This is a genomic window from Streptomyces sp. NPDC005775 (genome assembly GCF_042871565.1).
GTDB lineage: Bacteria > Actinomycetota > Actinomycetes > Streptomycetales > Streptomycetaceae > Streptomyces.
The window spans coordinates 701,037-712,625 of the sequence record NZ_JBIAIU010000003.1; the positions used below are offsets into that span (position 1 = coordinate 701,037).

Here is an 11,589-nt window from a genome sequence, read left to right on the forward strand (position 1 = left end):
TCGTACGAGGTTCACGCGGTGACACGGCGGCGCGGAGGCTGCCGGAAAACACCTCGGTCCCGCACGGTGACGAGCCGTACGGGACCGGGGCGACGCACGTGCCGGGACGCTGCTACTGGTTCTGCGGCGGCAGCGCGGCGATGAACGCGTGGTCGCGCTCGATCAGGCCCAGCTTGGAGGCACCACCCGGCGACCCGAGGTCGTCGAAGAACTCGACGTTCGCCTTGTAGTAGTCCTTCCACTCCTCCGGGGTGTCGTCCTCGTAGAAGATCGCCTCGACCGGGCAGACCGGCTCACAGGCTCCACAGTCGACGCACTCGTCCGGGTGGATGTACAAGGACCGCTGGCCCTCGTAGATACAGTCGACGGGGCACTCTTCGATGCAGGCCTTGTCCTTTACGTCGACACAAGGCTGCGCGATGACGTAGGTCACGCTGTCGTTCCTCCTCGGTAGGGCGTTGGCTCTCGCGCGGGAGCGCGGCGTCGTCGATGCCCGCACCTAGTATCTCCGTTCCCGGGCACGATCCGAACAGGAGGGGCGGACAGAGCTGTGGAATTCACCATGGGCGGACGGCTGGAGGTCCGAATTGCACCGGCTGACGTGGGCAAACGGGTATCAGTCCGGCGTCTGACCGAGGACGGCCCCCAGGGCCCGAAATTCACCGACACGGTCGGTGTTCTCACATCCTGGAACACCGGTGTGCTGTCCGTCACACCGAAGAGCGGCGAGTCCGTCCTGATCGCGGAATCGGCCCTGGTGGCGGGCAAGGTCGTGCCGGCCGCCCCCGCTCGCCGGCGGGGCCCCGCGGCCTCCTTCGCCGAACTCGCCCCGGTCTGCGCGCGCGCCTGGCAGCCGGTGGAGAGCGAACCCCTGGGCGACTGGCTGCTGCGTGCCTCCGGCGGTTTCACCCGGCGGGCCAACTCCGTGCTTCCGCTCGGCGGCCCCGGCGTGCCGCTCGACGCGGCGCTCGGGCGGGTCAGCCGGTGGTACGCCGACCGGGGCCTGCCGGCGTACATCCAGACCGCGACCGGCGCCGAGGGGGCGCAGGAGGAGCTGTGCGCGTCGCTGGAGGGCCACGGGTGGCGGCGCGAGGTGACCGCGGAGGTGCGGACCGCCGCGCTCGCCCCGATCGGTGATCTGGCGGCCGAGGTGTCGCGGGTGCGGCTGGGCCGCGCGGTGGACGCCGCGTGGCTCGCCCGCTATCAGCGCGTCGGGACGCCGGGCCCGCAGGTGACGGCGGTGCTCAACAGCGGCCCCTCGGTGTGGTTCGCGACCGTGCGGGGTGAGGCGGGCGACGAGGCGCCCGCCGCGATCGGACGGTGTGTCGTGGACGGTCGGTGGGCCGGCTTCATGGCCGTCGAGGTCGCTCCGGAGCACCGCAGGCAGGGGCTCGCCACCCTCGTGATGGCAGCGCTGGCCCGGCAGGCGATGGACGAGGGCGCGTCGGCCGCGTGGCTGCAGGTGGAGGCGGACAACGACGGCGCCCGTGCGCTGTACGACGGCATGGGCTTCGCGACGCACCACCTGTACCACCACTTCCGGGCGGCGTAGCGCGATGGCTCCCGAGAGGCACGACAGGGATGCGCTCCGCCGCCGCTTCGCCGAGGAGGCGCGGGCGGAGCGGCCGGATCTGGCTCTGCTCTGCCTCCTGCTGGGTGCGGAGGCGGATCCCGCTCTGGACGGAAACGGCATGGACGCGGCGCAGATCGAGCTGGACCGGCTCGCGGGTCTGCTGCCGTACGGGCTGCGCGGCGGCCGGGCCTGGGCCTGGGCGCTGGCCGAACTGCTGGGTGAGCGGTGCGGGTTCGAGGGCTCGTCGGCCGACTACCAGCGGCTGGAGTCGTCGCTGCTGCACGAGGTGCTGCGGCGGCGGCGCGGACTGCCGATCCTGTTGTCGGTGGTGTGGATCGAGGTGGCGCGGCGGGCAGGCGCTCCGGTGTACGGGGTGGCGCTGCCGGGCCACTTCGTGGTCGGTTTCGGGGATCCGGCGGACCGGGTGCTGGCCGATCCGTTCGCGGGTGGCCGGCCACTGACGGACGAGGACGCGGAACTCCTGGTGGCGGGCGCGACGGGAGCGCCGTTGGAGGCGTCGATGCTGGAGCCGGCCCGGCCGCTCGAGATCGTGCTGCGGATCCTGAACAACGTCCGGGCGTGGGCGGCGGCCCGCCCGGAGCGCACGGATGTGGCGCTGTGGGCGGTGGAACTGTCCCTGCTCCTCCCGTCGCACCCGGCCAGGCTGCGCTACGAGCGGGCGCAGCTGCTGGTCCGGAGCGGGGAGTTCCTGCGCGGGGCGGCGGAGATGGAGGAGTACGCGCAGGTGGTCGCGGACGTCGATCCGGCCGCGGCGGAGGCGGTGCGCGGGAGTGCGCGGGCGGCCCGGGCGATGCTGAACTGACGACCGCGGTCTTTCATGGGCGCCGCGCTCACTCCGGGGCGCCGCCGGCCCGCCTCACCGCGTGCAGCAGGTACTCCTTCCGGTCGAGCGGGTTGTGGTCCGTGCGCGAGCGCTGCGGAACGGTGCCGGTGACGGGGCGGTGGGTGTCGAAGGCGGTCTCCAGCACTCCTTCACCCCGCGTCAGGCCCGGCAACCGCTGCTGGAGTGCGTGCACCCGGGCGGCCGGAATCCCGCCTTCCAGTACGCAGCGGGTGCCGTCGACGGACGGAGGCCCCGGGACGGCCCGCAGACGGGCGAGGACCGGCAGGAGCGGCCCCAGCGTGTCCGCGGGGAGTTCCATCCGGAAACGGTGCATCGGCTCGTACACCGTCGTGCCGGCCCGGCGGAGCGCGGCCATCAGGACCAGCGGGGTCAACAGCCGGAAGTCCCCGGCCGTGCTCGACATGGACTTGTCGAAGACGGCGTGCGAGTGACTCTGACGCGGCCAGTAGCCGGAGTGCGTCATCGTGACCGTGCAGTCGGTGACGCGCCAGCCGTACAGGCCCTGGCCGAGCGTTTCGACGACCGTCTCTTCGACGGCTCTCATCAGGGAGTACGGCATCGAGCCGAGCTCCACCTCCAGCCCGTAGGAGACACCGCTGCCGGCCGGAGCGGGGTCGACGCGAAGTCCGACCGTCGCGAGGAAAGGATTGTCGTCCTTGTCGATGATCTCGAAAGCGGATCCGGTTCCGGACGGCCTTTCCTGGCAGATGGTCGTGGTTCCCCGGAAGGTGACGTCGATTCCGAATTCGTCCGCGAGCGTCGTCTGGATGACTTCCTTCTGCACTTCGCCGTAGAGCGATACGGAGACTTCCCTGCGGATGTCGTCCTGTCGAAGGTTGATCAGCGGGTCCTGCTCGGCGAGTTGTGCGAGCGCGAAATGCAGTTCGCCCCGGGAGGCGGGCGGAGCGGCCACTACCACGGATTCCAGCGTCGGCGGGGCGAAATGGTGCCCGGTGGCCGCGGCGCGGGTGTCGCCGACCGCGTCGCCGATCCGGACGTCACCGAGTCCCCGGAGCTTCACGATCTGCCCCGGTGCCGCCGATGCGGCCTCGGTGTCCGTCCCGTCGGCGAAGACGCGGATGCCGGTCACCTTGCCCTCGGACATGGCGCCGGGCCCCTGCCCGAACGCCAGCCGGTCTCGGGTGCATACGGTCCCCGAGAACATCCGGACCCACGCGAGCTTCTCGCCGGCCCGGCCGCGTTCGACCTTGAAGACGGTGCCGGAGACCGGCCCGTCCGCGTCGCCGCCGGCCGCGGGCAGCAACTCCTTGATCCCGTCGGTCAGGGCGGTGACGCCGGCGCCGGTGACGGCCGAGCCGAAGTACACGGGGTGGACCAGTGCCCGCCGGGTCTGCGCCGCGAGTTCCGCGCGGAGCCGGGTCGGCGCGAGTGCCCTGCCACCCTCGACGTAAGCGGCCAGCAGGGTGTCGTCGTGCTCGGTGAGCAGATCGGTGAGCCGGTCCGTGAACCGGGGGTCGCCGTCGGCGTACTCCACTCCGTGGGCCTCGCTGGTGCCGAGGCCGGTGACGGCCGGTCCCATCGCGACCGCGTGCGGTGTGAGCTTCTCCGCGATCTCGCGCAGCACCTGCGCGTACCGGGCACCGGCCCGGTCGGTCTTGTTCACGAAGACGAGCGTGGGGATGCGCAGACGCTGGAGCGTGCGCATCAGTACGCGGGTCTGGGCCTGTACTCCCTCCACGGCGGAGACGACCAGCACCGCGCCGTCCAGCACGCTCAGGACCCGTTCCACCTCGGCGATGAAGTCCGGGTGGCCGGGGGTGTCGATCAGATTGACGGTGACGTCGTCGAGGGCGAACGAGACGACCGCGGACTTGATCGTGATGCCGCGCTGCCGTTCGAGCGCGAGGGAATCGGTCTGCGTGTTCCCGTCGTCGACCCGGCCGACCTCGTCGATGATTCCGGCGGTGTGGAGCAGTCGCTCGGTCAGGCTCGTCTTACCGGCGTCGACATGCGCCAGAATTCCAAGATTCAGCGTGTGCACAGAACTCCATGTTCTCAGCGGTGGGGTGAATTCCCGTCGAGACGAACATGTGAGATCGGCGCATCGATTTCTCCTGGTCCTGTCGGCTGATGCCGTGAGTACAGCAGCGGACCGGCCGGCGGTGCAACACCTTTATCGGCGCCGTGGGAGGTGCCGCCCGGTGAGGCGCCGTCAGCGCACGCGGTCCCAAACCTCGCCTCGGCGCGCCGTGCCGTCCAACGGGTGATTATCGGCTCTTCGCCACTCGATGGGCCCACGCCGTAGCTCCAATGCGGGGCTCTCCGATGGCGCGCTCCGTACTCCGGGCTGACGGTGATTCACGTAGCCACTGCGCCACTCCGAGTCGACGCCCCGTCACTCCTCGCAGTCGCGACGAAAGGAAACGTGTTCAGATGCGCTCTGCCCGCACACTGTTCGCCACGGCCGCCGCTACGGCGGTCCTCACGATCACCGCTCCCTCCGCGTACGCCATCACCTCCGGCGACTGGGAGCACGACAGCGGTTCGTCCTCCAGCAGCGAGGACGGCGGCTGGAAGAAGGACAAGCCCAACGGTGGCATGCACACCGGTGGTGGCGCCCTGGCCAAGACGGTCACCGGCGACGAGCACGGCACGTCGGACGACGAGGGCTGGAAGAAGGACAAGCCGCACGGCGGCATGCACACCGGTGGCGGCGCGCTGTCGATGACGGTCGCCAAGGAGTGGCAGCCCGGCAACGACGAAGAGGGCGGCAAGCACAAGGACGAGGGCAAGCCCAGCGGCGGCATGCACACCGGTGGCGGCGCCCTGTCGATGACGGTCGCCAAGGAGTGGCAGCCGGACAGCGACGAGGGTGGCAAGGCCGACACGTCGACGAAGACCGAGAAGAGCGACGATTCGGCGAAGGCCGAGAAGAGCGACGAGGGCTGGAAGAAGGACAAGCCCAGCGGCGGCATGCACACCGGTGGTGGCGCGATGGCCATGACCGGCGGCGGTCTGGCGGCCGGTTCGCTGCTGCTCCTCGGTGGTGTCGGTGTCGGCGCGTACAAGGTGCGCCGTCGTCAGGCGACGGGTGGCGCGATGGCCTGACCCGGCCGCATCGCGAGCCGGTCGCTTCGCTGTCGCGGCCGTCGTCCCTCCGGACGGCGGTCGCGGCGCCGTCGTTTTCCCCCGGGGCGCCGCCCCGGCCCCGCGCCGGCACTCCACCGCACCGCCCCGCACGGACGAAAGGCACCTTCCCATGGCCGCCCCGCAGTCACCCGGTTCCCCCTCCTCCCGGACTGCCTCCGACACCGTCACGCTCGGCCGCGCCCTGCTCTGGCCCGCCGCGGTGGCGGGGCTCGGCATGCTCCTCATCTACAACTCCATCGCCCCCTCGGCCGACGACAAGCCGCCCGCCGCCGCGCCCGCCGCCGCGGCTCCGGCCGCTTCGGCCTCCGCCTCCGCACCGGCCGCCGGCGTCCCCCGCCAGGCCTCCCCCTCCCCCACCACCGCGTCGGCCCTGTCCCGTTCCGTACCGACCCGGCTCAAGATCCCCGCCATCGCCGTGGACGCCCCCTTCACCCCGCTGTCGATCGGGGCCTCGGGCCGCCTGGACGCCCCTCCCCCGAACGACCAGAACCTGGTCGGCTGGTTCAAGGGCGGTGTGACGCCCGGTGAGCGCGGCGCCTCGATCGTGGCGGGACACGTCGACACGAAGACCGGCCCGGCCGTCTTCCTCCAACTGCGGTTCCTGCGGCCGGGCGCGACGGTGGACATCACGCGTACGGACGGCACGGTGGCCTCGTTCAAGGTCGACACCGTCGAGACGTTCAGCAAGGCGAAGTTCCCCGACAAGCGGGTCTACGCCGACACCCCGGACGCGCAGTTGCGCCTGATCACGTGTGGCGGCGACTACGACAAGAAGGCCAAGGACTACGAGGACAACGTGGTCGTTTTCGCGCACCTCGACTCCTCCAAGAAGGGATGAGCCGCCGTGCTCCCCCGGCGGAAAAGCGGGTGCGACGGGCCGCGGGCCGCTGCTAGCGTCCCTCGCGTGAAGAAGCGCGCTGCGATGACGACGACGCCGGAGAGTGTCCCGGCGCGCTGACTGCTGACCAGTCCGAAGCCCCGGGGCGAGTGCCCCGGGGCGAGTGCCCCGGGGCTTCTGCTTGCGGTGACTCGCCCTTCGTACGCGAGGAGACCGCCATGCACGACCACCGCAGACTCGGCCGCGAGCTGGAGCTGTTCGACACCGACCCGCTGATCGGCGCGGGCCTCCCCTACTGGCTGCCGGACGGCGCGGTGCTGCGGCACACCCTGGAGGAGTACATCCGCGACGCCGAACGGCTGGCGGGCTACCGGCACGTGTACTCACCGGTGCTCGGCAAGCGCGAGCTGTACGAGATCTCGGGGCACTGGTCGCACTACAGCGACGACATGTTCCCGCCGATGGAGCTGGGCGGCGAGCAGGTCGTGCTGCGGCCGAGCCTGTGCCCGCACCACGCGGTCATCTACCGCTCCCGCTCGCACAGCTACCGCGAACTGCCACTACGGATGGCCGAGCTGGGCGGCATGTACCGCTCCGAGCTGTCCGGGGTGCTCGGCGGGCTGACCCGGGTGCGGGCCATCCAGCTGAACGACGCCCACATCTTCTGCACCATGGACCAGGTCGCCGACGAGGCGCGGGCCGCGCTGGAGATGATCCGCCGGGCGTACGAGGCGCTGGGCATCCGCCCGGCCCGCTTCCGGCTCTCGCTGCCGGGGCCGGGCGGGAAGTACGTCGCCGCGCCCGAGATGTGGCAGCGCTCCGCCGCTCTCCTGACCGAGGTCCTCGACTCCTCCGGGCTGCCGTACGAAGCGGCCGCGGGCGAGGCCGCGTTCTACGGGCCGAAGATCGACGTCCAGGTCGCCGATGCGGCCGGCCGCGAGTCGACCCTGTCGACCGTCCAGGTCGACTTCCACCAGCCGGAACGCTTCGATCTGCACTACATCGGCGCGGACGGGGCGAAACACCGGCCGGTCATGGTGCACCGCAGCATCATCGGCAGCGTGGAGCGGGCCGTCGCCCATCTCGTCGAGCAGCACGGCGGCGCCTTCCCTGCCTGGCTCTCCCCGGTCCAGCTGGTGATCCTCCCGGTCTCGGACGCCGAACTCCCGAACGCCGAGGACCTCGCCCGCCGTTGCCTCGCGCTCGGGTTGCGCGCGGAGGTCCGCGGCCGGGAGCGCGGCAGCCTGGGCGCCAGGGTGCGGGAGGCCCGGCTGGTGCCGTACCAGGCCGTCGTGGGCGCCGCGGAGGCGGCCGACGAGCGGGTGGCACTGCGCCTGCGGGACGGCCGCCGCCTCGATCCGCTGCCGGTCGGGGAGGTGCTGGCGGGGATCGGCGCGCAGGTCGCGGCGCACGGCTCCGAGCTGTGGGAGGCCGCTTAACTCGTTACGGGCTCCGCCTCGGCCTCGGCATTCCGGCCTGTGCCGAGCGCTCCGGCCAGCGTCGACGCGACGATCAGCAGGGCGAGTACGACGGTCATCGTGAGCCGGAGCCCGACGTGGTCGGCCAGGAAGCCGAGGGCGGGCGGACCGACCAGGAAGGCGACATAGCCCGCGGTGGAGACCGCGGCGACCCGTGCCGCCGCGTCGTGCGGGTGGTCGCCCGCCGCGGACACGGTGACGGGGAACCCGAGCGAGGCACCCAGCCCCCACAGCACCGTGGCGGTGCCCGCCATCACCGGGCTCGGCGCGACGATCACCACCGCGAGGCCCAGCGCGGCGAGGACCGCGCTGATCCGGACGACCTTGACGGGGCCGAAGCGTTCCAGGAGGGGGCCGCCGGTGAAACGTCCGAAGGTCATCGAGGAGGCGAAGATCAGGAAGGTCAGCGAGCCGGCCGTGGCGCTCACCTCGTAGCCGTCCACCATGAGCAGCGGCAGCCAGTCGTTGGCGGCCCCCTCGGCGAAGGCCATGGCCAGCACGATCACGCCGATGAGGGCGAGCCGCCGGTCCCGCCACACCGCGAACTGGCCGCGGTGTCCGCCCTGGCCGGCGGCAGGGGCCGCCTCCTTGCCCGTGCCGTGCGGGATCGCGCGGACGGCCACGATCGCGGCGGTCGCGACGAGCACCGCGACGGCGGCCAGATGCCATCCGACGGGAAACGCGGCCGCGGTCAGCGCCATGCCCAGCAGCGCCCCGATCACGGTGCCCATGCTGAAGCAGCCGTGCAGCACCGGCAGGACGGGCCGGCCGATGACCCGTTCCACGTCCGCGCCCTCGATGTTGAACGCGACTTCGGCCAGTCCCATCCCGCCGCCGAACAGGGCCAGTCCGCAGAAGACCCCGCCCGCCAGCGCCAGGCCCGTGCCCGCCGCGACGACCATCAGCCCGGCGACGATCAGCGCCGCACCGCAGGCGATCGCGGCCCGGGCCCCGTAACGGCGTACGAGCGGGCCGGAGGCGGTCACTCCGGCCATCGAACCGGTGGACAGCCCGAAGAGCACCATCCCCATCGCGCCGGTGGACACGTCGAGGCCGTCCCTGACGGCCGGGGTGCGTGCCACCCATGAGGCCATGCCGGTTCCGGCGGCGAGCATGAAGAGGAACAGTGCGGCACGCCGACGGCGTGTTGCGGCATCCATGGGAGGACCTCGGCAGTCCGGAAGAGGAATCGGGCAGGAGCGTACGATCGTACGCCCTGGAGTGTACGCTCGTACCCATGACGGACCACTTCGCGGGAGACCCGCGTACGAACCATGAGCGGATGCTCGCCGGGGACCTCTACATCGCCGACGACCCCGCGATCGTGGAGGCCCAGCGGCGCGCCGTGCGGCTGGCCGCCCGGTATCTGGCGGCCTACGCCGAGGACCCCGATGCCGCGCAGCCCGTGGTCGCCGAGCTCCTGGGCGGCGTGGGTGCCGGTGCGCACATCCGGCCGCCGCTGTACGTGGACTACGGCACGTACATCACGGTCGGCGAGGACACGTTCATCAACTACAACCTCACCGCCCTGGACGTGGCTCCGATCACCATCGGCCGCGACTGCCAGATCGGGCCGAACGTCCAACTGCTCACGCCCACCCATCCGGTGGAGCCGGAGCCGCGCCGGGACAAGCTGGAGGCGGCGAGGCCGATCACGATCGGCGACAATGTCTGGCTGGGCGGCGGCGCCATCGTGCTGGCCGGGGTGACCATCGGGGACAACAGCGTCATCGGCGCGGGAGCCGTCGTGACCAAGGACGTTCCCGCCAACGTGGTCGTGGTCGGCAACCCGGCCCGGGTGATCCGCTCGATCTAGAACCCCTCGGGACCTCTGAGGAACCCCTCAGGAACCTCTCGGCAGAAGGAAGTACGTGGCGACCGGACAGAACGACCCCGAGCGGCGGGAGCGCATCATCGCCGCCGCGCTCGACCTGATCGCGGAGGAGGGGGTCGCCGGGACCTCGCACCGCAAGGTCGCCGCCCGTGCCGGTGTACCGCTCGGCTCGATGACGTACCACTTCGGCGGCATGGACGAGCTGCTGCGGGAGGCGTTCATCCGCTTCTCCAGCAGCATCGTCGCCGTCTTCGAGGAGCGCCTGGGTGCCGCCAACACGCCCGACGAGGCGCGGGAGGCGGTCGCCGATCTGGTCCACCACCTTTCCGGCGGCAACCAGCGCGAGCTGGTCCTCACCCACGAGCTGTACACCCTCGCCGCCCGCAAGCCCGCCTACCGCGAGCTGACCCGGGAGTGGATGCGCCGCAGCCGTGTGGCCCTGGAGTGGCACTTCGACGCGGCGACTGCCCGCCAGCTCGACGCGCTGATCGAGGGCCTGTCCATCCACCGCGCGCTGGAGACGGAGCCCCACGACCGGGCCCTGACCGTCGAGGCGATCGCCCGCATCACCCGGGCTCCCGGCGCATGTTCCTGACGCCCGTCCCCTGCGCTGATGCCCGCCCCCTTGCCCCTGGCCGGCACCCCACCTGACCGAGGTGCCGGCCAGGTCACTCCTGCGACGCGCCGCCCCCTCGCGCGGAGGCCCGGGCGAACACGCACGCCTGGGGCCACTTCTCCCCCTCGCCCAGCAGGTTCGCGGTGACGGTGAAGCCGGCCTCCGCCAGTTGGGCGCCGACGCGTCCGGGGTCGAGGAGATGGATGGCGTACGCCACCCCGTTTTCCCGCTCCTTCCCCGTGTAGGGCTGCCCGTCCCCGGCGTGGAACCCCAGGAGCAGCCGTCCTCCGGACGTAAGGACACGCTGGAACTCGGCGAAGAGCAGCGGCAGCAGATCCGGTGGAGTGTGCAGGATCGACCACCAGGCGACGATGCCGCCGAGCGCGCCGTCCGGGAACCCGAGCGCGTCCATCGAGCCCACCTCGAACCGCAGGTCCGGATGGCCGCGGCGGGCGATGTCGACCATCCGCGGCGACACATCCACTCCGCGGACGCGGAGGCCGAGCGCGTCCAGGTGCGCGGCCACATGCCCCGGCCCGCACCCGAGATCGGCCACGGGCAGCCCGCCGTCGGCCCGCACCTCGTCGGCGAACGCGCCGAGCATCGCGCGCCCCAGCGCATCCTGCGCGAACGGAAGTCTCACCCGTTCCGCATAGTCCTCGGCGACGGTGTCGTAGTAGGCGCGGGTCGCGGGCAGCGTCGGTATGGGGGTCACACCTCACGACCCTAGCGGCCGAAGGACCCCGGCGACTCGTGCGACCACACGCGTCATCCTCTGAACCCAAGCGCGCCCCGAACTGAGCACAGAACGGAGCAATTGCCGTGCTACCGCTGTTAATTGTTGCGCCGGGAGAGATCCATTGAGGCTCCTGTTGCACACCTCTTGACGACTTCCGGGTAACGACGGAACCATCAACTCCCGTCAGAGAGCGCTCTCAACAGCTTCCCCACAAGCTCGTCGTGTCCTCCCCTACCACGACTCTGGAGACGTAACCCATGCATGTTCCCCCCACGGAACACCCCACAACTCCCCCCACGGGAAACCCCACCACCTCCCGCCGTCGGCACCGGAACCGCACGTTCGGGTTCGCCGCGTTCGCCGTTTCGCTCCTCATGGCCGTCCCCACGGCGCAGACCGCCTTCGGCGAGGACGCACAGACCATCCAGGGCGGCGGCGATCTCGGGCCGAACGTGATGGTGTTCGACCCGTCGACGCCCGACATCCAGGCCAAGGTCGACGCGGTGTTCAAGCAGCAGGAGTCGGCCCAGTTCGG

11 protein-coding genes and 1 pseudogene are annotated in these 11,589 nt (G+C 71.5%); 8 read left to right on the top strand and 4 right to left on the bottom strand.

Annotated features, from left to right (window positions below; genetic code table 11):
• Positions 1-112 precede the first annotated feature (112 nt).
• Positions 113-433 carry a ferredoxin gene (fdxA, locus tag ACFYPA_RS10525; protein WP_018956287.1) on the bottom strand — a complete coding sequence of 107 codons (321 nt, stop codon included), beginning with the start codon at positions 431-433 and terminating at the stop codon, positions 113-115.
• 117 nt (positions 434-550) lie between these two features.
• Here fdxA and ACFYPA_RS10530 point away from each other — a divergent pair, with 117 nt between their 5' ends.
• Positions 551-1,552, top strand: a complete 1,002-nt coding sequence (locus ACFYPA_RS10530) for a GNAT family N-acetyltransferase (protein WP_389131025.1) — start codon at positions 551-553, stop codon at positions 1,550-1,552.
• A gap of 4 nt (positions 1,553-1,556) precedes the next feature.
• On the top strand, positions 1,557-2,396 hold the full coding sequence (locus tag ACFYPA_RS10535; protein ID WP_389131028.1) for a transglutaminase-like domain-containing protein: 840 nt from the start codon (positions 1,557-1,559) through the stop codon (positions 2,394-2,396).
• 28 nt (positions 2,397-2,424) lie between these two features.
• On the opposite strand, the gene ACFYPA_RS10540 is transcribed toward ACFYPA_RS10535, so the two are convergent.
• Positions 2,425-4,440 (bottom strand): GTP-binding protein, encoded by a 2,016-nt coding sequence (locus tag ACFYPA_RS10540; protein WP_389131031.1) that lies wholly within the window; start codon positions 4,438-4,440, stop codon positions 2,425-2,427.
• A 392-nt stretch (positions 4,441-4,832) separates the two neighbouring features.
• Between ACFYPA_RS10540 and ACFYPA_RS10545 the strand changes: the two genes are divergently transcribed.
• The 3 genes from ACFYPA_RS10545 (at position 4,833) to thrS (ending at position 7,826) form a co-directional block, all read left to right on the top strand.
• On the top strand, positions 4,833-5,507 hold the full coding sequence (locus tag ACFYPA_RS10545; RefSeq protein WP_389131034.1) for a hypothetical protein: 675 nt from the start codon (positions 4,833-4,835) through the stop codon (positions 5,505-5,507).
• 151 nt (positions 5,508-5,658) lie between these two features.
• Positions 5,659-6,387 carry a class F sortase gene (locus ACFYPA_RS10550; RefSeq protein ID WP_359087101.1) on the top strand — a complete coding sequence of 243 codons (729 nt, stop codon included), beginning with the start codon at positions 5,659-5,661 and terminating at the stop codon, positions 6,385-6,387.
• A gap of 218 nt (positions 6,388-6,605) precedes the next feature.
• Positions 6,606-7,826 (top strand): threonine--tRNA ligase, encoded by a 1,221-nt coding sequence (gene thrS, locus ACFYPA_RS10555; protein ID WP_389131038.1) that lies wholly within the window; start codon positions 6,606-6,608, stop codon positions 7,824-7,826.
• On the opposite strand, the gene ACFYPA_RS10560 is transcribed toward thrS, so the two are convergent.
• Positions 7,823-9,025, bottom strand: a complete 1,203-nt coding sequence (locus tag ACFYPA_RS10560; protein WP_389131041.1) for an MFS transporter — start codon at positions 9,023-9,025, stop codon at positions 7,823-7,825. The genes thrS and ACFYPA_RS10560 overlap by 4 nt on opposite strands.
• A 77-nt stretch (positions 9,026-9,102) precedes the next feature.
• Between ACFYPA_RS10560 and ACFYPA_RS10565 the strand changes: the two genes are divergently transcribed.
• Both ACFYPA_RS10565 and ACFYPA_RS10570 read left to right on the top strand, forming a co-directional pair.
• Positions 9,103-9,681 (top strand): sugar O-acetyltransferase, encoded by a 579-nt coding sequence (locus ACFYPA_RS10565; RefSeq protein ID WP_389131043.1) that lies wholly within the window; start codon positions 9,103-9,105, stop codon positions 9,679-9,681.
• Positions 9,682-9,736: 55 nt separating this feature from the next.
• On the top strand, positions 9,737-10,294 hold the full coding sequence (locus ACFYPA_RS10570) for a TetR/AcrR family transcriptional regulator (protein WP_389131045.1): 558 nt from the start codon (positions 9,737-9,739) through the stop codon (positions 10,292-10,294).
• A 73-nt stretch (positions 10,295-10,367) separates the two neighbouring features.
• On the opposite strand, the gene ACFYPA_RS10575 is transcribed toward ACFYPA_RS10570, so the two are convergent.
• The gene (locus ACFYPA_RS10575) at positions 10,368-11,021 is read right to left on the bottom strand and encodes a class I SAM-dependent DNA methyltransferase (protein WP_389131084.1); all 654 of its coding nucleotides are present in this window, start codon (positions 11,019-11,021) and stop codon (positions 10,368-10,370) included.
• A gap of 290 nt (positions 11,022-11,311) precedes the next feature.
• Between ACFYPA_RS10575 and ACFYPA_RS10580 the strand changes: the two are divergent.
• Positions 11,312-11,589 (top strand): annotated as a pseudogene (locus ACFYPA_RS10580) (coagulation factor 5/8 type domain-containing protein); the annotation flags it as partial.

Coding starts and splice junctions, on each gene's coding strand:
- ACFYPA_RS10545 (WP_389131034.1), top strand. CDS start 4,833: ATGCGCTCTGCCCGCACACTGTTCGCCACGGCCGCCGCTACGGCGGTC.
- ACFYPA_RS10550 (WP_359087101.1), top strand. CDS start 5,659: ATGGCCGCCCCGCAGTCACCCGGTTCCCCCTCCTCCCGGACTGCCTCC.
- ACFYPA_RS10535 (WP_389131028.1), top strand. CDS start 1,557: ATGGCTCCCGAGAGGCACGACAGGGATGCGCTCCGCCGCCGCTTCGCC.
- ACFYPA_RS10565 (WP_389131043.1), top strand. CDS start 9,103: ATGACGGACCACTTCGCGGGAGACCCGCGTACGAACCATGAGCGGATG.
- ACFYPA_RS10560 (WP_389131041.1), bottom strand. CDS start 9,025: ATGGATGCCGCAACACGCCGTCGGCGTGCCGCACTGTTCCTCTTCATG.
- thrS (WP_389131038.1), top strand. CDS start 6,606: ATGCACGACCACCGCAGACTCGGCCGCGAGCTGGAGCTGTTCGACACC.